Genomic DNA, 20,385 nt, shown 5'->3' with positions numbered 1-20,385 from the left:
TTCCGGCAGCGTCGTGAGGGTGCATGGTGCGTCTTTCGGCTGTGGCTTTGCTCCTGTGCATTCCGCTCGCGGCGCATGCCGAGGACGATGTGCCGCCGCCGGCGCCCGCCGCCGCGCCCGCACCGCTCGCGCCGGCGATGCGGATGTTCAATCACCTCGCTTATGGCGAGGCCAATGCGACGGCGCTCGTGCCGGTGCCGAGCCTCGCCGGCTGCATTCTGGTGCGCGATGCTGTCGACGATCTCGAGCATCTGCTCGCCGCGGCGCGCGCGGAGGGAATCGATCTCGGCGCGGTATCGTGCTTCCGCTCGATCGCCAAGCAGCGCCGGGTGTTCTGCTCCGGCAGCGAGAATTGCGATTCGGTCGGCGGCGCTGCGCTGCGCGCGCGCTTCGTTGGTCCGCCCGGGCATAGCGAGCATGCCACCGGCTATGCGATCGACTTCGTCCATCGCGGCGGCGATTGCCGCGCCGTCGAGCAATGCTTCGCGCTGACGCCGGGCGGCAAATGGCTGATGCGTCGCGGGCCCGAATTCGGATTCGAGCTCTCCTTCCCCGCGGGCAACAAGCAGGGCGTCGGCTGGGAGCCGTGGCATTGGCGCTGGGTTGGCCGCAGCGGCGATGCCGGCGCCCAGGCACAGGCGGCGCGGGCGCGCTTCGCGGCGGCGCAGGCGCGCTTCCCGGCGCTGCCGGCGGTCGCGCGGACACAAACGAAAGCGGCGGCCGGGCTCTTGCCAGACCGCCGCTCCGTCGAAACCGCGCGGGAAGGGGGAGGTTACGCGGTTTCGAGCTCGCGGGCAGGCGCCGCGATCTTGTTGGCGACCTCGGCGATGCGCCGGCCCTGATAGCGGGCGCCGTCGAGCTCGACTTCGCTCGGCAGCCGGCTGCCGTCACCATCCGAGATCGTCGTCGCGCCATAAGGCGAGCCGCCCTTGACCTCGTCGACGCCGGTCTGGCCCTGGAAGCCATAATCGAGGCCGACCACGGTCAGGCCGAAGTGCAGCAAATTGGTGATGATCGAGAAGAGCGTCGTCTCCTGGCCGCCATGCTGGGTCGCGGTCGACGTGAAGGCGCCGCCGACCTTGCCGTTGAGCTGGCCCTGGAACCAGACGCCACCGGCGCGATCCCAGAAGCTCGCCATCTGGCTCGCCATCCGCCCGAAGCGCGTCGGCGCGCCGACGATGATGCCGTCATAGTTGGCGAGCTCGTTGACGTCCTCGAGCACCGGATGGCTGTGATCTGCGACGAAGCCCGCAGCCTGCGCGACTTCGAACGGTGCGGTCTCGGGGACGCGGCGGACATCGACCTCGGCACCGGCGCTGCGCGCGCCCTCGGCGACGGCGTCCGCCATCTTCGCGAGGTGGCCATAGGACGAATAATAAAGAACGAGGATCTTCGACATGGGGCGTTCCTTCTTGTTCCCCTCCCGCTTGCGGAAGGAGCCAGGGGTGTGTTCGGGCAGAGCCCCCTCCCGCGAGCGGGAGGGGAGACTGGAATTATTCGGAGTCGACCAGCACGATCTCGGCGTCTTCGATCGCCTTGATCGTCACGGTCTGGCCGCCGCTCAGCGCGGCGCCGTCGCGGGCGTCGACGCGCTCGCCGTCGATCTCGATCACGCCGACGGCGGGGACGAGATAGGCGTGGCGGCCGTCGCCCACGATGTGCTCGACGCTTTCGCCGGCCTTGAGCGTGGCGCCGAGCACCCGGGCATCGGCCCGGATCGGCAGCGCGTCATTGTCCTCGGCGAAGCCACTGGCGAGCGTCACGAACTTACCCGAGCGATCGCCCTTGGGGAAAGGCTTGGCGCCCCAGCTCGGCTGGCCGCCGGCGGAACGAGGCTGGATCCAGATCTGGAACAGCGTCGTGGTCTCGGGCTCGAGATTATACTCGGCGTGACGGACGCCGGTCCCGGCGCTCATCACCTGCACGTCGCCGGCGCCGGTGCGGCCCTTGTTGCCCATCGAGTCCTGATGCGTGATCGCGCCTTGGCGGACATAGGTGATGATCTCCATGTCCTTGTGCGGATGCGGCGGGAAACCCGAATTGGCGGCGATCTCGTCGTCGTTCCAGACCCGGATCGCGCCCCAGCCCATCCGGGCGGGATCATAATAGTTCGCGAAGCTGAAATGGTGCCGCGCGTTGAGCCAGCCATGGTCGGCATGGCCGAGGCTGTCGAAAGTGCGTTTGTCGATCATTTCCTGATCTCCCTTGTTCCTTGAGCACCAAGATAGGGAGCAGGATCATGCGGTAAATGGAAACGTTGGAAACCGATCGTTTCCGTGTTACTCATATGAAATGAAGCTACCCGATTTCGAGGCCTGGGCGATCTTCGCCGCGGTGGTCGAGCATCGCTCGTTCAGCGCCGCGGCCGAGGCGCTCGCGGTGTCCAAGGCGACCGTCTCCAAGGCGATCTCGCGGCTCGAGACGCGGCTGGGCACCTCGCTCTTCCACCGAACTTCGCGGCGGCTGACGCTCACCGACAGCGGCCGCGCGCTCGCAGATCATGCCCAGCGCATCCTCTCCGAAGGCGAGGCCGCCGAGGAGGCCGCGTTCGAATCCGCCAGCGCGCCTGTCGGGCTGGTTCGCCTCGCCGCACCGCTCACCTTCGGGATCCAGGCAGTGGCGCCGGCGCTCGCCGACTTCATGGCGCTGCACCCGGGCATCAAGGTCGATCTCCGGCTGTCGGACGCGTTCGTCGACATCGTCGGCGAGGGGATCGACATCGCATTGCGCATCGCCGAGCTGCCCGACAGTTCGCTGCGCGCGCGCCGGCTCGGACCGGTGACCGGGCATATCGTCGCGGCGCCGGCCTATTGGGATCGCGCCGGACGCCCGCGCCACCCCGCCGATCTCGCGACGCATGCCTGCTTCGTCTACACCAATACCGCCACCCCCGATGTCTGGCGCTTCCGCCGCGCCGGCGGCGAGGAGGCGGCGGTGCGCATCGACGGACCGATCCGCACCGACAATGGCGACGCGATGCTCCCCGCGCTGCGCGCAGGGCTCGGCGTCGCGCGGCTGCCCGACTTCCTCGTCGCGCAGGATCTCGCCGCGGGCCGGCTCGAAGCGGTGCTCGCCGATTGGGCCGCGGGCGCATCGGGGCTCCATCTGCTGACTCCGCCGGGCACCTTGCGCCCGGCGCGGGTCGAAGCGCTGATCGATTTCCTCAGCGATCGCCTCAGGAAAATCTGCGGCGAAGCGCATTTGTGACTCGACTTCGAAACGAAAATGATTCGCGGAATAGGTAGATTCCCTACGACTCGTGGAACAAGGCCGGTTAGTCAGAAATTAACCTTTTGCCTTCAGAGGTGCTTAGGTTAATGAATCGTCCAGCGCGCCGGCCGTCGGGGCTTGCTCGCGTGCTTGGGACAGGGGAACCGACGATGCGCGTGCTGCTGATCGAGGACGAACCTTCGACCGCCAAGGCGATCGAGCTCATGCTCTCGACCGAAGGGTTCAATGTCTACACGACGGATCTTGGCGAAGAAGGCCTCGATCTCGCCAAGCTCTATGACTACGACATTATCCTGCTCGACCTGAACCTTCCGGACATGCACGGCTATGACGTGCTCAAGAAGGTCCGCGTCGCCCGCGTCCAGACGCCGGTGCTGATCCTGTCGGGCATCAACGAAATGGATTCGAAGGTGCGTTCGTTCGGCTTCGGCGCCGACGATTACGTCACCAAGCCGTTCCACCGCGAAGAGCTGGTCGCGCGCATCCACGCCGTCGTCCGCCGCTCGAAGGGCCATAGCCAGTCGGTCATCCGCACCGGCAAGCTCGCCGTCAATCTCGACGCCAAGACGGTCGAGGTCGATGGCGCCCGCGTGCACCTGACCGGCAAGGAATATGCGATGCTGGAGCTGCTCTCGCTCCGCAAGGGCACCACGCTCACCAAGGAAATGTTCCTCAACCATCTCTATGGCGGGATGGACGAGCCGGAACTCAAGATCATCGACGTCTTCATCTGCAAGCTGCGCAAGAAGCTCAGCATGGCGTGCGATGGCGAGAATTATATCGAGACCGTCTGGGGCCGCGGCTATGTGCTGCGCGAGCCCGATGGCGTCGAAGGTGCGGACACGGTCACCGCCGTCGCCTGAACCAGCTTCATGGGGGTGAGGGAGCCGCGGTCCGCGAGGATCGCGGCTTTTTCGTTCGCGGCGGCGCTCAGGCGGCGACCGCCTCGCGCGCCCAGGTCGCCGGCGGCGCGCCGAACTCGCGCTTGAACGCGCGATTGAACGCGGCTTCCGAATTGAACCCGACCGAATAGGCGACGCTGCAGGCATTCTGGCGATTGTCGCGCAGCATCTCGGCCGCCGCCTTCATCCGCCAGCGCGCGCAATATTGCATCGGCGATTCGCCCAGCAGCATCCGGAAGCGCTCGGCGAGGACGGTCTTCGAGACCGCCGCCTCGCGCGCGAGCGCGTCGAGCGTCCAGCTCTCGGCGAAGCGCTGGTGGATCAGCGCGAGCGCCCGGCCAACCGCGGGATCGCGCAGCCCGGCGAGCCAGCCGCGCTCATGGGCCGGCAGATCGGCGACATAGCGCCGCACCGCTTCGGCGAAGAGGCCTTCGGCGAGCTTGCCGACCATCTCGCACGAGCGCGTCGCGACGCCCTGCGCGGCGAAATCGAGCGATCGCACCATCCAATCGCCTTCGGCCGAATCGACTGCGATCACCAGCATCGGCGGCAGGCTCTGGAGCAAGGTATTGTCGGGCGTGGTGGTGCCCAGATAGCCGCAATACATCGTGGCAGCCTCGCCGCCGCCGCCGCCGCGCAGTCGCAAGATGCCGTTGTCGATCGTGCGCAGCACGTTCTGCGTGTCCATCGGCGCGGGCCAGGGCTCGGGGCCGTGGAGATAGTGCGGCACGCCGTGCGGGAGGATGACGATCTCGCCGGCGCGCACCTCGCGCGCGGGGCCATCGGGAATCCGGCAGGTGAACGTGCCCGAACGGACATAATGATAGGCGATCAGCTGGTTGGGGATCTCGAAGAACGGGGCGCAATCCTCTGGCGTATAGTCCGAGAGCACCGTCCACGGGGCCCTGAATTCCGCATCCACGAATACGCCACCCGAGAGGCGCAGCGCCGCGAGCATTTCGCCGAGCACGTCCATCCCAACATCCTCTGAAATCGATCCGCGCGGCCCGATGGGCGGGCCGTCGATCCGGTCGATCGATCAATTTTCCCGTCCGCACGATCATAGCGCGTTGCGGCTGCCGGGGCTAGTTCGGCACCATAAAGTCGCAGTCGATTTGCGTGAGGATCCGGGCGACCTCCGCGAAAGGCCAATCAATAATCTGAACATCGTAAATCCACGCACCTGAGCTGCGTTGGATAACCATGGGAGATTACTCGTGAACTTCTATTCCAGTTCGTTGCTTTGCGTACGGCTTCCCGCCCTGGTCGGTTCGACTGTTCTGACCGTGATCATCCTGACCTTTCACGCCCTGACCTTTGCCTGAAGGCATAGGGTCCCAAGGAGAAATTCTATGTACCATGATTTCACTTATTCGGGCGTGCTGGCGGCATCGGCGCGTGCGGCGTGGCAGCTCGACGACGTGATGCCCGAGAGCGCCGAGCTCGACTTCGCCCGGCCGTTCATGCCCGAGGCGCTGGCGCGGGTCGACGAGACCCCGGGCGTCGCGCCCGGGGAGCGGCGGCTGCTCAACCAGATCCGCGGGCACGAATATCTCTGCATGTTCGGGCTGATCGAGGAGATGATCCTGCCCTTCGTGCTCGATCATGCGCGCTCGATGCTGGCGGATGACGATGCGCGTGTGCGGGCGATGCTCGCCTTCGCGTCCGAAGAAGCCAAGCACATCCATCTGTTCAGGCGCTTCCATGCGGCGTTCGTGCGCGGCTTCCCGGTGCCCTGCGGGATGATCGGCCCGGCCGAGGCGATCTCGGCGGAGATCCTCCGCCACGATCCGCTGAGCGTGGCGCTGGCGGTGCTCCACATCGAATGGATGACGCAGGCGCACTATCTCGAGAGCGTCCGCGACGATGGCGGGCTCGATCCGCTGTTCAAGAGCCTGCTCCGCCACCACTGGATGGAGGAGGCGCAGCACGCCAGGATCGACACGCTGATGGTCGAGGCGCTCGCCGAGGGGCGCGATGCCGCGGCGATCGATCGCGCGATCGACGAATATCTCGAGATCGGGATGTTCCTCGACGGCGGGTGCAAGGGGCAGGCCGCGCTCAATCTCGCCGCGTTCGAGGCGGCGACCGGCCGCGTGCTCGACGAGGCCGACCGCGAGGGCTTCCTCGCCGTCCAGCACCAGGCGCTGCGCCGGACCTATCTCGGCAGCGGCATGACCCACCCCCGGTTCCGCGCCACGCTCGGCGCGGTCTCCCCTGCCGCGCTCGCCCGCATCGATGCGGTCGCGCCGGCCTTTTGCTGAACCTTCAAACCAAAGGAGAATGACTATGAACGACGTGATGACCCGGAATGTCGTGAACGGGATCGACCTCGACGCGCTCGGCGAGGTGGTCGAGACGATCAAGCGCGATCCCGGCGAGGGGATGGTGCGCTTCAACGTGACGACGCGCTGGACCGGGCAGACCGGCACCGTGTCGAAGATGGGCGACATCGAGCTCGGCGGCGAGCGGATCGCGCGCGACTTCGAGGTGCGTGCCGACGAGCCCGAGCAGCTGCTCGGCCAGAACCAGGCGCCCAATCCGCAGGAGCTGCTGATGAGCGCGGCCAATGCGTGCATGACCGTGGGTTATGTCGCGGGCGCGGCGATGCACGGGATCACGCTCGACAAGCTCGAGATCGAGACCTCGGGCCAGCTCGACCTGCGCGGGTTCCTCGGCCTCGATCCGAGCGTGCCGCCGGGCTACGACCAGATCGACTATGTCGTGCGCATCGCCGGCAACGGCACGCGCGAACAGTTCGAGGAGATCCACCGCGCGGTGATGGCGACTTCGCCCAATTACTATAACCTCGCGCGGCCGATCCGGATGAACGGCACGCTCGCGGTCGGCTGATCTAGTCGACCAGTTCCTTTTCCTGGCCGCGCCGGACCCTCCGGCGCGGCCTTTTGCGTGCGGCGAGGCGGCGCGCCTCGGCATGGCGCTCGGCGCGATCGAGCAGCGCCTCGAGATCCTCGCGGCTGACGTCGAAACTCTCGCCCGATTCGGCCAGCGCGGCGTCGATATCGTCCATCAGCAGGCGCGGCTGGTCGGAGACCTTCATCGGACGGTGGGGATAGCTGTGGCCCGAGATGCGGTGGAAGGCGATGCCGATCGCGGCGAGCGCGACGGCGTTGAGCCCCACCGGCAGGAAGGCGAAGCCATAGCCCTGCGCGAACACCGCCGGCGCCAGCACCGGCAGCAGCACGGTGCCGCCGCCCGGCGCGTGCAGGCAGCGCAGCGCCGACATGGCGAGGATCGCCGCGCCGACCGCCACGCCAACGGCGAGCGCGCCGTGCCCGAACAGCTGCGCGACGACCACCCCGACCAGCGCCGAGACGATGTTGCCGCCGACGATCGGCCAGGGCTGGGCGAGCGGGCTCGACGGCACCGCGAACAGCAGCACCGCCGAGGCGCCGAGCGGCGCCGCCAGCAGCAGCCCGTGATCGGGGACGATCATCGTCGAGATCGCCGCGCACAGGCCGATGCCGATCACCGCGCCGACTCCGGCGATGACGCGCTCGCGCCAGTTCGCCCCCGCCAGCGGCAGGGGAAGGCGCCCGAATGGGAAGGTCATGCTATTTGCGCTGCCACACCCGATCACCGCCCACCCAGGTCTCGATGACCTTGGTGGCGCGCAGATCGCCCGGCGCAGCGAGCAGCGGATCGCGGTCGATGATCAGGAAGTCGGCGCGCATGCCGATCGCGATCCGGCCGATCTTGTCCTCGGCGAAGCCGGCATAGGCGGCGCCGGTGGTGAAGCCGGCCCAGCCCTGCTCGCGCGTCACGGCTTCCTGCGGGCGCCAGCCGCCGAACGGCTGGCCGCTCGCGTCCTGCCGGGTGAAGCTCGCCGCCCAGCCTGCCCAGGGATCGGGGCTCTCGACCGGGAAGTCCGAGCCGAAGGCGAGCTTCGAGCCGTTCTGGAGCATCGAGCGCCACGCATAGGCGCCGACGAGCCGGGCCTCGCCCAGCCGCGCCTCGGCCATGTGCATGTCGCTGGTCTGGTGGACCGGCTGCATCGACGCGATCGTGCCGAACTTGCCGAAGCGCGGGAGATCCTTGGGGTCGACGATCTGGGCATGCTCGATCCGCCAGCGGCGATCGCCCTTATAGGTGTCGGAGAGTACTTCGATCGCGTCGAGCACCTGCTGGTTGGCGCGGTCGCCGATCGCGTGGACGGCGATCTGGAAGCCGTCCATCGAGCCGCGGATCATCCGGTTGAGCAGCTGATCGTCCGAGAAGAAGGTAAGCCCCTTGTTGCCCGGCGCATCGGCATAATCGGCCTTGAGCCGCGCGCCGCGCGAGCCGAGCGCGCCGTCGGCGAGGAGCTTGATCCCGCCCATCCGCAGCCGATCGGCATAGAGCCACGGCGTCGGGCCCTGCCCGGCCACCGCGAGCGCGGTGTCGACACCCGCCGCGTAGCTGAGGATGCGCATCTTGAGCAGATTGATGTCGGCGAGCCGGCGGAAGGTCAGCCAGTCGTTCTGGCTGGTGCCCATGTCGGCGACGCTGGTGACGCCGAGCGACAGCAGCCGATCCTGCGCGGCGAGGAAGGCGGCGTTGAGCTCGCGCGGGGTGGGGGCGGGGATCGAATTGGTGATCAGATCCATCGCGCCGTCGACGAACACGCCCGCCGGCTTGCCGCCGGCGCCGCGCTCGATCCGCCCGCCATTGGGGTCCTTGGTCGCCGCGGTGACGTTGGCGAGCGCGATCGCGCGGCTGTTCGCCCAGCCGGCATGGCCGTCGACCCGCTCGAGCCATGCCGGCCGGTCGCCGATCGCGGCGTCGAGCTCGGCGGCGGTCGGGAAGCGGCCGAGCTTCCAGCGCTCCTGATTCCAGCCGCCGCCGACGATCCACTTGCTCGGATTGTCCGCGGCATAGGCCCGCAGCTTGGCCAGCGCCTCGTCGAGCGAATTGGTTTCCGAGAGATCGATGCGGACCAGCTGCGCGCCGAGACCCATGACATGGCCATGGCCGTCGATCATGCCGGGGACCATCGTCTTGCCGCCCATGTCGATCTTCCAATCGACTTTCTTGGGGCGCTTCTGGCCGCTCGACAGCAGATAGGTGATCTTGCCGTCGCGGTTCATCATCAGCCCGGTGAAGCGGACGACCTGCCCCTTCTCGTCGAGCGTCATGCCGTTGACGTTGTCGATCAACGCATCGGCACGGGCGACCGAGGGAGCGGCAATGGCGAGGAGGGGGGCGAGGAGCGGGGCCAGCAGGCGCGCGAGCAGGGGCAGCTTGGGCATAGACCCTAGCGCATAGGGCCTGTTCCCCCGCCGCGCCAGATGGTCTAGGCGGGAGATACTATGGCCACCAAAGCAGCACCGGCGGACAAGCCGCTTCCCGTCTCGATCCACGACGTACGCGATGCGGCGCAGCGGATTAGCGGCGCGGTGGTGCGGACGCCCACGCTGATCAGCAAGACCTTGTCGGAGCTCACCGGCGCGACGGTGTATCTCAAGTTCGAAAATCTCCAGTTCACCGCCGCGTACAAGGAACGCGGCGCGCTCAACACCTTGCTCCAGCTCGACGAGGCGGCGCGCGCCAAGGGCGTGATCGCGGCGTCCGCGGGCAATCACGCGCAGGGGCTCGCCTATCATGCGACGCGGCTCGGCATCCCGAGCACGATCGTCATGCCGCTCAACACCCCCACGGTGAAGGTCACCCAGACCGAGGGGCATGGCGCCAATGTGATCCTCCACGGCGAGACTTTCGATGCCGCCTATGCGCATTCGCGCGAGCTCGAGGCCGAGCGCGGCTTCACCTTCGTCCATCCGTTCGACGACACCCGGATCATCGCGGGGCAGGGGACCGCGGCGCTCGAGATGATCGAGGATGTGCCCGGGCTCGACACGCTGGTCGTGCCGATCGGCGGCGGCGGGCTGATCTCGGGCTCGGCGGTGGTCGCCAAGTCCGAAGGCCGCGCGATCGAGGTGGTCGGCGTCGAGGCCGAGCTCTTCCCGTCGATGTACAATCGCATCCACGGCACCGACATGCCCTGCGCGGGCGACACGCTGGCCGAGGGCATCGCGGTCAAGGAGCCCGGGGGGATCACCGCGCGGATGGTCGAGGCGCTGGTCGACGATATCGTCCTGGTCGGCGAGCGCCGGCTCGAGGAGGCGGTGAGCCTGCTCCTGCAGATCGAGAAGACCGTGGTCGAGGGCGCCGGCGCCGCGGGGCTCGCCGCGCTGCTCGCCGAGCCGGGGCGGTTCCGCGGCAAGACCGTCGGCACGATCCTGTGCGGCGGCAATATCGACACGCGGCTGCTCGCCAACGTGCTGCTGCGCGACCTCGCCCGCTCGGGCCGGCTCGCGCGGCTGCGCATCCGGCTGCAGGACCGCCCGGGCGCGCTGTTCAACGTCGCGAGGATCTTTCACGAGCAGGGCGTCAACATCATCGAGGTCTATCACCAGCGCGTGTTCACCACGCTGCCGGCGAAGGGGCTGATCACCGACATCGAGTGCGAGACGCGCGACCGCGACCATCTCGACCGGCTGACCACCGCGCTGCGCCGCGCGCAGTACGAAGTGAGCCAGGTCGAGCTGGCCTGAGCCCCAAAGGCCCGCTCCCCTTCCTGGGAGCGGGAGTGCGATGTGCGTCCAGCCGAATCGGATACGCGACGAGTCGAGTCGTCGGCTGATTCTCGCAAGTTAACACCCGGTGTAAGCTGAAACCCGCCGCCGACGCATTGCGCGGCCAAAGGTTAACGTCGCGCGCCCATCACGGCGTTTCGCGAGCGCAACGTGTTGTTTTCCCGCGTTTCGCCTTCCGCACCCCGTTAACTCTCTTTCATGGTAAAGCGGCTTTTCATCATGCATCCGCCGCTCCATAGTCGCGTTGAAAGGTCGATTCCAAAGGCCTGAACAGAGGGCGACTGAGCGGTGACTGCACTTTCCCGTTTCCCGCGATTCTTCGTGACCAGCCCGTCGCCGTGCCCCTATCTGCCCGGCCGGCAGGAGCGGAAGATCTTCACCGAGCTGAGCGGCCAGCATGCCGGCGAGCTCAACGACGCGCTCGGCCGGATCGGTTTCCGCCGCAGCCAGTCGGTCGCCTATCGTCCGAGCTGCGCGGGCTGCACCGCCTGCGTCTCGGTCCGCGTCGTCGCCGACGAGTTCCGGCCCAACGCGACCCAGCGCAAGCTGCTCAAGCGGCACGGCGATCTCGAGGTCACCGCGTGCAAGCCTTGGGCGACCGAGGAGCAGTTCGAGCTGCTCCATCGCTATCTCAAGACGCGCCATCCGGGCGGCGGCATGGCGGCGATGGACGAGAACGATTATGCCGACATGGTCGAGCAGTCGCCGGTCAGCTCATGGGTGATCGAGTATCGCGAGCCGAGCGTGGACGGCGTCCGCGGCCGGCTGGTCGGCGCGTGCATCACCGATCAACAGGCAGACGGCCTGTCGATGATCTACAGCTTCTTCGAGGCCGACAGCGAGTCGCGCCCCGGGCTCGGCAACTTCATCATCATCGACCACATCCTGCGCGCCCGCGCGGCGAGCCTGCCCTATGTCTATCTCGGCTATTGGGTGAAGGGCTCCGAGCGGATGGCGTACAAGACGCGCTATCGCCCGATCGAAGTGCTCGGCCCCAATGGCTGGGCGCTGCTCACCGACGAGGATCTGGCCCCGGCGATGCCGGTGCCGATGCGGATGCGCGAGCTGGCCTGAACTATTCCTCGGAGACGCGGAGCGCGACGTCGAGCTTCTCGTCGCCGGCGCCGATCCGGGTACCCGCGATCGACGCCGCGCCATGCGCATCGAGTCCGACCGCGACCCGGACATAGCCTTGGTCGGGCGACAATCCGGTCACCGGATCGAAGCCGACCCAGCCCAGCCCCTCGACATACGCTTCGGCCCAGGCGTGCGGCGCCGATTGCGCGCCGCCGTCGATCCGATAGCCCGAGACATAGCGCGCCGGCATTTCGAGCCCGCGCGCCGCGGCGATGAACATCTGCGCGGCGTCACGCGAGGTCGCGCGCCCGCTCTCGAACGCCTCGGCGGCGGTCAGCCCGGTGTCGGGCGCGTCGGGCAGGCACGGGAAGCGCGCATGCAGCGCGGCGTTGAGCCGGTGCAGCCGTTCGAGCGAGTCGCGCGCGCCGGCGATGCTTTCCGCCGCGAACGCGGGCAGGCCGTCGCCCAGTGTGGTGCGCGGCGTGGTGCGCAGATAGAGCATCGGCGGCAACGGCTCGCTCGATCCGTGCACCACGCCGCCGCTGTCGACGGTGAGCACCTCACCGGTCACGCTGATGTCGATCGCCGCGATCGGTCCCTCGGCATAGAGCATCGTCACGGCGTTGCCGAAGCCGTCGACCGCGTCGCGCATCCGCGCATCGCAATCGACGCTGATCATCCAGCTCACCGCGGTCTGGTCGCGCGTATCGCACGGGGTGAGGCGCAGCATCTGGACGATCCGCGCCTGCGGCTCGGTGAAGCGGTAGCGCGTGCGGTGATCGATCGCGATGCGCATCAGATGAACCTGAACTGCCGCGCGATCGCGGCGTCGAGCATCGCATTCTCGCGCACGAACGCCTCGAGATATTCGTGCAGTCCGCTGACGATCACTTCGGAGGTGCGCGTCTTCTGCATCCGCGCCATCCGCGCGCGGGCCATGCGATCGGCCTCGCCCTGCAGCCCGGTGCGCCGCGCGAGATGGCTGAGCAGTTGCACCGTCTCCTCGACGCACGCGGCGAGGCTGCGCGGCAGCTCGAAGCGGCTGATCAGCAAGTCGATGACATTGGCGGGCTGGAGTCCCTCCGAATAGAGCCAGCGATAGGCGGTCACTGCCGAGACGGTCTGGAGGATCGTCGTCCATTGGTCACGATCGACCACGCCACCCACCGCCTCGCCTTCGGGCAGCAGCAGATGATATTTGACGTCGACCAGCCGCGCGGTGTTGTCGGCGCGCTCGATCGCGGCGCCGAGCTGGATCAGCCATGTCGCCTCGTTGCGCATCATCCGGTGGATCGATCCCTCGAAGCCGCGGGTCTCGCCCTTGATCTGCTCGACGAGGTTGAGCGTCGCGGTGGCCCCGCCGGTCGAGGCGCGGTTCTGGAAGAGCAGCCACGCGCGGTTGATCGCGGTCCACGCCTCGCGGGTGAGCGCGGTGCGCACCGCGCGGGCATTGTTGCGCGCCATGTCGAGGCAGCGGATGATCGAGCCGGGATGGCCGGCGTCGAGCGTGAGGAAGCGCGCGACATGGCTCTGGGTATAGCTCTGCCCGGTCGCGGCGAAGGCCTCGTCGGTATAGGTCACCGCGAGCGCGCTCTGCCACGCCGCCTCGCCGGCCGGGCGCGCGGAGAGCGCGTCGAGGCGGACGGTCGCCTCGACCAGCCGCGCGATGAAGTCGGCGCGCTCGACATAGCGGCCGAGCCAGTAGAGCGCCGCCGCGGTGCGCGAGAGCATCAGCATGACAGCGACCCAATTCCTCCTCGAGCTCCGCTCGGGGAGGGGGACCATGCGAAGCATGGTGGAGGGGCCGCGCCGAAGGCGCGGATCTCGCTTGCGGTTAGCGCGGCCGCCGACTTCGCGGCGGCCCCTCCACCACCGCCTTCGGCGGCGGTCCCCCTCCCCGAGCAAGCTCGGGGAGGAATTGGACAAACCATCCTCACGATCCCTGCCTCTGCGACTGGCTCGGGCCGGCGCCGTCCTCGAGCAGCACGAAGCTGTCCTTGGTGCCGCCGCCCTGGCTCGAATTGACCACCAGCGATCCCTCGCGCAGCGCCACCCGGGTGAGCCCGCCGGGGACGACGCGGACGCCGTCGCTGCCGGTCAGCACGAAGGGACGGAAATCGACATGGCGCGGCGCCAGCCCGGCCTCGCTCATCGTCGGCACCGTCGACAGCGCGAGCGTCGGCTGGGCGATGTAGCGGTGCGGCTCGGCGATCAGCGCGGCGCGGAACTCGGCGATCTGCGCCTTGGTCGCGGTCGGCCCGACCAGCATGCCATAGCCGCCCGATCCGTCGACCAGCTTGACCACCAGCTGATCGAGATGATCGAGCACATATTTGAGCGCCTGCGGCTCGCGGCAGCGGAAGGTCTCGACATTGGGCAGCTTGGCCTCGCCGCCCGAATAGAATTTCACGATCTCGGGCATGTAGGAATAGATCGCCTTATCGTCGGCGATGCCGTTGCCCGGCGCGTTGATCAGCGCGACGTTGCCGGCGCGATAGGCCGCGATCAGCCCGGGCACGCCGAGCAGCGATTCGGGGCGGAAGGCGAGCGGATCGAGGAAATCGTCGTCGATCCGGCGGTAGATCACGTCGACCTTCACCCGGCCGGCGATCGTCTGGACCCAGACGATGTCGTCGTCGACCACCAGATCGGCCGCCTCGACCAGCTCGATCCCCATCGAATCGGCGAGGAAGCTGTGCTCGTAATAGGCCGAGTTGAAATGGCCGGGGGTGAGCACGACGCACACCGGGTGCGGATTGTCGCCTGGCGCGACCGAGCGCATCGTCTCGAGCAGCATGTCCGGATAGCTGTCGACCGGCGCGACGCGGAAATCGCGGAAAAGCTCGGGGCAGAGCCGCAGCATCGCCTCGCGATTCTCGAGCATGTACGACACGCCCGAGGGGGTGCGGGCATTGTCCTCGAGCACGAAGAACTGGTCGGGGCCGGTGCGGACGAGATCGATTCCGCAGATATGCGCCCAGACGCCGTGCGGCGGGCGGATGCCGGCGACCTCGGGGCGGAACTGGTCGTTGCGATAGATCAGCTCGGGCGGGATCAGCCCTTCCTTGAGGATCCGCCGCTCGCCGTAAATGTCCTCGAGAAACGCATTGATCGCCTGGGTGCGCTGGACGAGTCCTTCGCACAGCCGCGACCATTCCTGCTGAAGGAACACCCGCGGCACGATGTCGAACGGGATGATCCGCTCGGCGGCCTCGCTGTCGCCATAGACCGCGAAGGTGATGCCGAGCTGACGAAAGGCGGCCTCGGCGGATTGCTGGCGGCGCTGAAGCTCGGCGGAGGGCGTGTCCGCCACCCATTCGGATAGCGCGGCGAATTCAGGCCGCGGGTTGCCCGGCCCGCCATGCCCCCAGATCTCGTCGAACGCCCCCCGTGATGCCATGCGCCTCCCAAAAGCCGGAACTGCTCAGCGGTTCCATGCTGCAACGCTTTGTTGCGGCGCACAAGTCCCCGCAACGCGGCTTTGGCGACACCGCCTGCGCGATGCCGCAGGTTCGCGTTCCGCGGGCGCGATCAATCCGCAAAGTAGAAATTGCAGTTCAAACGCGTGTTGTTGCCGGTCTTGTCGGGAATCAGCTCGACCTGCTGAAGCATTCCCTCGGCGCCGCCCTTAACCGAAAAGGAGCAATATCTCCCGTCCGAGTCGCAATAGGGATTGGGGAAGGCTTTTCTATATCGCGACAGATAATTCCCGATGCTTCCCGGCAGGAGATATTCGACGGACATCAGCTGTTTACCCCAGGAATGGCTGCTGATGGACATGGGCTGGACCCCGAACATCGTGGTTTTGTTCGCGTCGTATTTATAGGCGCGCTGGCAGGGATAGAAGCAGATGTCGTCGCCGAGCCGGGGGAGCGTCATCAGCAGGGCCACCCCCTCCGCACGCGTTGCCGGGCACGGGCCGGCCAGCGCCGGGCTGCTCGCCAGCAAGAGGGCGGCACTGCTTAACATAAACGGCGGCTTGCGCATCTTTCGTCTCCCCGGATTGGTCGGGGAAGGCTGGATTTTCCCACTGGCAAGCCAAGCCGTTTGCGACGAAGGGCAATTCTGGCGTCACTGGCAGCCCGGCGGGGCGCGCCGACTTCAGGCCGCGTATTTCACCGAGCAGCCATAGGGTCGGCTCTCGGGCACCGATACCGGCTTGCCCGCGCGCATCTCGCCCAATGCGGCGAGGACATGGTTGCGCGCGCCGGCGATGTCGGCCTTGTCGGCGGTCGGCTTGTCGTCGATCGCGCCGTTATAGGCGAGCCGGCCATCGCCATCGATCACGTACATGTGCGGCGTCGTCTTCGCGCCAAAGCCCTTGCCGATCAGACCCTGCGGATCCAGCAGATAGGCGCTCGGCGCGGCATGCTGGTCGGCGACGAATTTCTGCGCCTCGACGCCGCTCATATGGCCCTGCTTGCCGGGCGGGCCCGAATTGATCGTCAGCCACACCGCGCCCTGCGCCACCGCGGCGGCCTGGCTCTTCTGCATGTTGCCGCTCTGATAGTGCTTCTGCACGAAGGGGCAGCCCGGGTTGTTCCACTCGAGCACCACGGTCTTGCCGCGATATTGCGAGAGATCGACGATCTTGCCGTGCATGTCATAGGCGCGAAAATTGGGAACAGCGGCGCCGATCCCCGGTTCCGCAGCCAGCGGCGCCGCGCTCGATACGCACACCGCCGCGAGTCCCGCGAAGATCCACCTGGTCATATGCGTCTCCCTAAGGATTTACGCCCGCAAGGTTTTGCAGCATCGCCTGGGTCAGCACCTGAGGCAGGACCTCGGGCTCCGCGCTCCCCGGCCTATACCATAGATAGAGCGGAACGCCCGCACGATTGTGTCGCTCGATGAAGCGGCCGAGCGCCGGATCGCCATTGGTCCAGTCGCCGACCAGCACCGCGACCTTGCCCTTCTCGAAAGCGCTGCGGACCGCTTCGGTTTCGATCGCGCCCTTCTCGTTGACCTTGCAGGTCAGGCACCAGTCGGCAGTGAAATAGGCAAAGACCGGGCGCCCCTCGGCGCGCAGCGCCGCCAGCCGCGCCTCGCTGAAAGCCTCGCTTCCGGCCGGCGCCGCGCGCGCTGCCTCGGGCGGGGCGGGGTGGATCATCGCCATCCCGGCGAGCGCGAGCAGGAGAAGCGGCAGCGCGGGAAGCCAGGCTCGGCTCAGCCCACGCGCCTGCCGGCGGCCCGCCCACCACAGGCCGAAGGCGGCGAGCAGCGCCGCGCCGAGCCCGATCGTCATGCCGTCGACGCCCGCCTGCCGCCCGAGCACCCAGGCGAGCGCGAGCGCGGTCAGGAACATCGGGATCGAGAGGATGCGGCGCAGCGTCGCCATCCAGGCGCCCGGCTTGGGCAGGCGGCGGCGCAGCGCGGGGACGAAGCCGAGCAGCAGGAAGGGCAGCGCGATGCCGAGGCCGAGCCCGCCGAACACCGCGAGCGCCGCGGGCGAGGGCAGGATCAGCGCGGCGCCGAGCGCGGTCGCCATGAACGGGCCGGCGCAGGGCGTCGCGACGAAGGCGGCGAGCGCGCCGGTGAGGAACGCGCCGCCATTGCCGCGCGCGGCGGCGCGATTGGCGAAGCCGGGCGCGGAGAGCTCGAACAGCCCGGCGAGGTTGAGCGCGATGCCGGTCACCAGCAGCAGCAGGAACAGGATCACCCGCGGGTCCTGCAGCTGGAACGCCCAGCCGATCGCCGCGCCGCCGGCGCGCAGGCCGAGCAGCAGCCCGCCGAGCGCGAGGCAGGTCAGCACCACGCCCGCGGTATAGGCCAGCGCCTCGCCGCGCGGATTGCCGGCCTGATCGCCCGCCTTGACCAGGCTCAGCGCCTTGAGGCTGAGGATCGGGAAGACACAGGGCATGATGTTGAGGATCACGCCCCCGGCGACCGCGCCGAGAAAGGCGAACAGGGCGGCGGCGATCCAGCCGCTCGACGGTGCGCCGGCCGAGGCGGAGGTCGGCGCGACGGTTCCCGGCGCGGCCGAGAGCGTGAATCCCTGACCACCAAAAGCAAGCAAGCCGTCGACCTTGGGCAGCGCGCGCTTGGCCGGCGCCTCGACCACGATGCGATCGCCGTCGCGCACCACGCGCTGAGGCGCGGCATAGTCGATCGCGCCGTCGGTGAGGGGGAAGAAATAGCCTTCGCCCGTGAGCGCCGCCGCGGCCGGGAAGGGGACCTCCAGCCGGAAGGTCTTGCCGTCGATCTGGTATTTGGCCGGCGTGCCCAGTGGTTTGGGCAGCGCCGCGCGCCAGCCGTCGAAGCGCGCGCGGCGATCGGCCGGCACCGCGCCGTCGCCGATGGTCAGCGCGGTCGAAAGCTCGGCCTTTTCGGGAACGCAGATTTCGTTGGTGCAGACCAGATAGTCGAGCTTCACACGAACCGGGAACACGTCTCCGATGGTCGCATCCGCCGGTACCTTGAGCGTCACCAGCGGCGCGAACGGAGCCTCATAGACATAGTTCATCAGCCCGCCGATGATCAGCCGCTGCGGCACCGGGAAGCGCAGCGGTTCTGCGCTCGCGCCGTCGGGCAGCGTCCAGCTCGCGCGGGCCGGCAGGCCGGCATCGCCCGGATTCTCCCAATAGGCATGCCAGCCAGGCTCGGGGGTCGAGGCGAAGGCGAGGGTGACTTCGCTGCCCGGCGCGGGCCGCTCGGTCTCGGCGATCAGCTCGATGCGGACATGCGGACCTTTGCCGGGTGCCTGCGCCGATGCAGGCGCTATCGCGAGCCACAGCGCGAGCGACATCAATACGAAACGAAGCAGGGCCATGGGGCATGTCCTTGCCCAGGATCAGTCGATCGACAATAGCTGGGCGCAGAATTCCTCGATGGAGTCGATCCCGCAATGAAGCTCGCTCTTCCCGCCGCGCTGGCGCTGCTCGCCGCCACGCCCGCCGCCGCCCAGCAGGCGCAGCCGGCCCCGGCTCCGGCGACGCCGCAGACGCCGCCGAAGCTGCTGGTGGTGATCTCGGTCGACCAGTTCTCGGCGGACCTGTTCGCCGAATATCGCGCCCGGTTCACCGGCGGCTTCGCGCGGCTGCTCACCGGCGCGGTCTTCCCCTCGGGCTATCAGAGTCATGCCGCGACCGAGACCTGCCCGGGCCATTCGACGATCCTCAGCGGCGCGCGGCCGGCGCGCACCGGGATCATCGCTAATGACTGGACCGACTTCGCGGCGCCGCGCGAGGACAAGACCGTCTATTGCGCCGAGGACGAGAGCGTGCCCGGCAGCACTTCGGGCAAATACACCGTCTCGGACAAGCATCTGAAGGTGCCGACGCTCGGCGAGTGGATGAAGCTCGCCGATCCGCAGAGCCGCGTCGTCTCGGTTGCCGGCAAGGACCGCGCCGCGGTGATGATGGGCGGGCACAAGGTCGACGAACTGTGGTGGTGGGACGGCAAGGCCTTCGTCTCCTATGCCGGCAGGACCGCGCCGGCGATGGTCACCCGAATGAACGCGAGCGTGACCGAGCGGATCGGCGAGGCGCAGGAGCCGCTCGCCGAGCCGCCCTTCTGCCAGGCGCGCAGCCGCGCCTTCCAGCTCAACCCGAACCGCAGCGTCGGCGACGGGCGGTTCGCGCGCGCGGCGGGCGATACCGCCGGCTTCCGCGCCTCGCCCGAGTTCGACGAATCGATCCTCGCGCTCGGCGCCGGGATCGCCACCGACATGAAGCTCGGCCAGGGCGCGCATACCGACCTGCTGATCCTCGGCGCCTCGGCGACCGACTATGTCGGTCACACCCGCGGCACCGCGGGCAGCGAGATGTGCCTCCAGCTGCTCGCGCTCGACCAGACGCTCGGCAAGCTGTTCGCCGTGCTCGACCAGACCGGCGTCGATTACGCCGTGGCGCTGACCGCCGATCACGGCGGCCACGACATGCCCGAGCGCAACCGCGAGCATGCAGCGCCGATGGCGGCGCGGGTGGCGCGCGGGCTCGATGCGGGCACGATGGGCAAGGAGATCGGTGCGGCGCTGGGCATCATCGGCCCGGTGCTGGTTGGCGGCAATTCGGGCGACGTCTATTTCGCGCCGGGACTGAGCGCCGCCAATCGCGCCCGGGTCCAGACCGAGGCGATCAAGCGCTGGTCGGCCAATCCGCAGGTCGAGGCGGTGTTCACCCGCGCCCAGATCGAAGCGACCCGCCAAGTCCATACTCCGCCCGAGACCTGGACATTGCTCCAGCGTGCCGCTGCCTCGTACGATAAGGGACGCTCGGGCGATCTCGTCATCGCGCTCAAGCCGCGGGTCACGCCGATCGCCGGCACCGAGGGCGGCTCGATCGCCACGCATGGCAGCTTCTGGGACTATGACCGGCGCGTGCCGATCCTGTTCTGGCGCAAGGGGATGACCGGGTTCGAGCAGCCTTTGTCGGTCGAGACCGTCGATATCGCGCCGACGCTGGCGTCGCTGATCGGGGTGAAGGTGCCGGTGGAGATCGACGGCCGCTGCCTCGATCTCGACGCGGGGCCGGGAGATACGTGCCGGTGAGCTAAACTCCCGCTTCCCTTGGGAGCGGGAAGGGGCCCGCTCGCGAAGCGAGTGGAAAGGGTGAGTGCGGCTCGACTCTCACCCTTCCGGC

The 20,385-nt window shown here is 68.1% G+C and carries 19 protein-coding genes; 8 read left to right on the top strand and 11 right to left on the bottom strand.

Going from position 1 to position 20,385, the window contains the following annotated elements; translation table 11 throughout:
- Positions 1 to 41 precede the first annotated feature (41 nt).
- Positions 42 to 842 carry a M15 family metallopeptidase gene (locus tag E5A74_RS17300; protein WP_166745617.1) on the top strand — a complete coding sequence of 267 codons (801 nt, stop codon included), beginning with the start codon at positions 42 to 44 and terminating at the stop codon, positions 840 to 842.
- Here the strand turns inward: E5A74_RS17300 and wrbA are convergent.
- Together wrbA and E5A74_RS17290 are read right to left on the bottom strand one after the other, a co-directional pair.
- Entirely contained in the window at positions 773 to 1,399 is a 627-nt protein-coding gene (gene wrbA, locus E5A74_RS17295) for an NAD(P)H:quinone oxidoreductase (RefSeq protein ID WP_135986878.1), read from the bottom strand. The genes E5A74_RS17300 and wrbA overlap by 70 nt on opposite strands.
- Before the next feature lie 94 nt (positions 1,400 to 1,493).
- Positions 1,494 to 2,192 (bottom strand): pirin family protein, encoded by a 699-nt coding sequence (locus E5A74_RS17290; protein WP_135986877.1) that lies wholly within the window; start codon positions 2,190 to 2,192, stop codon positions 1,494 to 1,496.
- A 100-nt stretch (positions 2,193 to 2,292) separates the two neighbouring features.
- Between E5A74_RS17290 and E5A74_RS17285 the strand changes: the two genes are divergently transcribed.
- Positions 2,293 to 3,207 (top strand): LysR family transcriptional regulator, encoded by a 915-nt coding sequence (locus E5A74_RS17285; protein WP_135986876.1) that lies wholly within the window; start codon positions 2,293 to 2,295, stop codon positions 3,205 to 3,207.
- Positions 3,208 to 3,380: 173 nt separating this feature from the next.
- A complete protein-coding gene (gene ctrA / locus E5A74_RS17280; RefSeq protein ID WP_135986875.1) occupies positions 3,381 to 4,094 on the top strand; it encodes a response regulator transcription factor CtrA in 714 nt (237 codons plus the stop codon).
- A 67-nt stretch (positions 4,095 to 4,161) separates the two neighbouring features.
- Here the strand turns inward: ctrA and E5A74_RS17275 are convergent, their stop codons facing one another.
- Positions 4,162 to 5,109 (bottom strand): AraC family transcriptional regulator, encoded by a 948-nt coding sequence (locus E5A74_RS17275; protein ID WP_135986874.1) that lies wholly within the window; start codon positions 5,107 to 5,109, stop codon positions 4,162 to 4,164.
- 376 nt (positions 5,110 to 5,485) lie between these two features.
- Between E5A74_RS17275 and E5A74_RS17270 the strand changes: the two genes are divergently transcribed.
- Together E5A74_RS17270 and E5A74_RS17265 are read left to right on the top strand one after the other, a co-directional pair.
- Positions 5,486 to 6,397, top strand: coding sequence for a diiron oxygenase (locus tag E5A74_RS17270; protein ID WP_135986873.1), 912 nt, complete (start codon positions 5,486 to 5,488; stop codon positions 6,395 to 6,397).
- Positions 6,398 to 6,422: 25 nt separating this feature from the next.
- A complete protein-coding gene (locus tag E5A74_RS17265) occupies positions 6,423 to 6,986 on the top strand; it encodes an OsmC family protein (RefSeq protein WP_240699864.1) in 564 nt (187 codons plus the stop codon).
- A gap of 1 nt (position 6,987) precedes the next feature.
- Here E5A74_RS17265 and E5A74_RS17260 read toward each other — a convergent pair whose 3' ends face one another.
- Positions 6,988 to 7,707: an HPP family protein gene (locus tag E5A74_RS17260; RefSeq protein WP_135986872.1), complete on the bottom strand. Its 720-nt coding sequence runs from the start codon at positions 7,705 to 7,707 to the stop codon at positions 6,988 to 6,990.
- 1 nt (position 7,708) lies between these two features.
- Positions 7,709 to 9,382: an amidohydrolase gene (locus E5A74_RS17255; protein ID WP_135986871.1), complete on the bottom strand. Its 1,674-nt coding sequence runs from the start codon at positions 9,380 to 9,382 to the stop codon at positions 7,709 to 7,711.
- A gap of 60 nt (positions 9,383 to 9,442) precedes the next feature.
- Here E5A74_RS17255 and E5A74_RS17250 point away from each other — a divergent pair, with 60 nt between their 5' ends.
- On the top strand, positions 9,443 to 10,687 hold the full coding sequence (locus tag E5A74_RS17250) for a threonine ammonia-lyase (RefSeq protein WP_135986870.1): 1,245 nt from the start codon (positions 9,443 to 9,445) through the stop codon (positions 10,685 to 10,687).
- A 330-nt stretch (positions 10,688 to 11,017) separates the two neighbouring features.
- Positions 11,018 to 11,803, top strand: coding sequence for an arginyltransferase (locus E5A74_RS17245; protein WP_135986869.1), 786 nt, complete (start codon positions 11,018 to 11,020; stop codon positions 11,801 to 11,803).
- A gap of 1 nt (position 11,804) precedes the next feature.
- Here the strand turns inward: E5A74_RS17245 and E5A74_RS17240 are convergent, their stop codons facing one another.
- The 6 genes from E5A74_RS17240 to E5A74_RS17215 form a co-directional block, all read right to left on the bottom strand.
- Complete coding sequence (locus E5A74_RS17240; protein WP_135986868.1) at positions 11,805 to 12,602, bottom strand: transglutaminase family protein; 798 nt, start codon at positions 12,600 to 12,602, stop codon at positions 11,805 to 11,807.
- A complete protein-coding gene (locus E5A74_RS17235; RefSeq protein ID WP_206365908.1) occupies positions 12,602 to 13,537 on the bottom strand; it encodes an alpha-E domain-containing protein in 936 nt (311 codons plus the stop codon). The genes E5A74_RS17240 and E5A74_RS17235 overlap by 1 nt, the downstream gene beginning before the upstream one ends.
- Before the next feature lie 202 nt (positions 13,538 to 13,739).
- Positions 13,740 to 15,206, bottom strand: coding sequence for a circularly permuted type 2 ATP-grasp protein (locus E5A74_RS17230; protein WP_135986866.1), 1,467 nt, complete (start codon positions 15,204 to 15,206; stop codon positions 13,740 to 13,742).
- A gap of 131 nt (positions 15,207 to 15,337) precedes the next feature.
- Positions 15,338 to 15,793 carry a hypothetical protein gene (locus E5A74_RS17225; protein WP_135986865.1) on the bottom strand — a complete coding sequence of 152 codons (456 nt, stop codon included), beginning with the start codon at positions 15,791 to 15,793 and terminating at the stop codon, positions 15,338 to 15,340.
- Positions 15,794 to 15,907: 114 nt separating this feature from the next.
- A complete protein-coding gene (locus E5A74_RS17220; protein ID WP_135986864.1) occupies positions 15,908 to 16,519 on the bottom strand; it encodes a redoxin domain-containing protein in 612 nt (203 codons plus the stop codon).
- 10 nt (positions 16,520 to 16,529) lie between these two features.
- Entirely contained in the window at positions 16,530 to 18,575 is a 2,046-nt protein-coding gene (locus E5A74_RS17215; RefSeq protein ID WP_135986863.1) for a protein-disulfide reductase DsbD family protein, read from the bottom strand.
- Positions 18,576 to 18,650: 75 nt separating this feature from the next.
- Between E5A74_RS17215 and E5A74_RS17210 the strand changes: the two genes are divergently transcribed.
- Positions 18,651 to 20,294 carry an alkaline phosphatase family protein gene (locus tag E5A74_RS17210; RefSeq protein WP_135986862.1) on the top strand — a complete coding sequence of 548 codons (1,644 nt, stop codon included), beginning with the start codon at positions 18,651 to 18,653 and terminating at the stop codon, positions 20,292 to 20,294.
- The last annotated feature ends 91 nt before the right edge of the window (positions 20,295 to 20,385 follow it).

It is taken from the genome of Sphingomonas naasensis (assembly GCF_004792695.1).
Taxonomy (GTDB): Bacteria; Pseudomonadota; Alphaproteobacteria; order Sphingomonadales; family Sphingomonadaceae; genus Sphingomonas; species Sphingomonas naasensis.
The sequence above is the reverse complement of the archived record's forward strand: the minus strand, read 5'-3'. Positions and strand labels throughout refer to the sequence as shown.

Excerpts from the sequence above, each read along its gene's own strand:
- wrbA (WP_135986878.1), bottom strand. The coding sequence starts at position 1,399 with ATGTCGAAGATCCTCGTTCTTTATTATTCGTCCTATGGCCACCTCGCG.
- E5A74_RS17290 (WP_135986877.1), bottom strand. The coding sequence starts at position 2,192 with ATGATCGACAAACGCACTTTCGACAGCCTCGGCCATGCCGACCATGGC.
- E5A74_RS17285 (WP_135986876.1), top strand. The coding sequence starts at position 2,293 with ATGAAGCTACCCGATTTCGAGGCCTGGGCGATCTTCGCCGCGGTGGTC.
- ctrA (WP_135986875.1), top strand. The coding sequence starts at position 3,381 with ATGCGCGTGCTGCTGATCGAGGACGAACCTTCGACCGCCAAGGCGATC.
- E5A74_RS17275 (WP_135986874.1), bottom strand. The coding sequence starts at position 5,109 with ATGGACGTGCTCGGCGAAATGCTCGCGGCGCTGCGCCTCTCGGGTGGC.
- E5A74_RS17270 (WP_135986873.1), top strand. The coding sequence starts at position 5,486 with ATGTACCATGATTTCACTTATTCGGGCGTGCTGGCGGCATCGGCGCGT.
- E5A74_RS17265 (WP_240699864.1), top strand. The coding sequence starts at position 6,423 with ATGAACGACGTGATGACCCGGAATGTCGTGAACGGGATCGACCTCGAC.
- E5A74_RS17260 (WP_135986872.1), bottom strand. The coding sequence starts at position 7,707 with ATGACCTTCCCATTCGGGCGCCTTCCCCTGCCGCTGGCGGGGGCGAAC.
- E5A74_RS17255 (WP_135986871.1), bottom strand. The coding sequence starts at position 9,382 with ATGCCCAAGCTGCCCCTGCTCGCGCGCCTGCTGGCCCCGCTCCTCGCC.
- E5A74_RS17250 (WP_135986870.1), top strand. The coding sequence starts at position 9,443 with ATGGCCACCAAAGCAGCACCGGCGGACAAGCCGCTTCCCGTCTCGATC.
- E5A74_RS17240 (WP_135986868.1), bottom strand. The coding sequence starts at position 12,602 with ATGCGCATCGCGATCGATCACCGCACGCGCTACCGCTTCACCGAGCCG.
- E5A74_RS17235 (WP_206365908.1), bottom strand. The coding sequence starts at position 13,537 with ATGCTCTCGCGCACCGCGGCGGCGCTCTACTGGCTCGGCCGCTATGTC.
- E5A74_RS17230 (WP_135986866.1), bottom strand. The coding sequence starts at position 15,206 with ATGGCATCACGGGGGGCGTTCGACGAGATCTGGGGGCATGGCGGGCCG.
- E5A74_RS17225 (WP_135986865.1), bottom strand. The coding sequence starts at position 15,793 with ATGCGCAAGCCGCCGTTTATGTTAAGCAGTGCCGCCCTCTTGCTGGCG.
- E5A74_RS17220 (WP_135986864.1), bottom strand. The coding sequence starts at position 16,519 with ATGACCAGGTGGATCTTCGCGGGACTCGCGGCGGTGTGCGTATCGAGC.
- E5A74_RS17215 (WP_135986863.1), bottom strand. The coding sequence starts at position 18,575 with ATGGCCCTGCTTCGTTTCGTATTGATGTCGCTCGCGCTGTGGCTCGCG.
- E5A74_RS17210 (WP_135986862.1), top strand. The coding sequence starts at position 18,651 with ATGAAGCTCGCTCTTCCCGCCGCGCTGGCGCTGCTCGCCGCCACGCCC.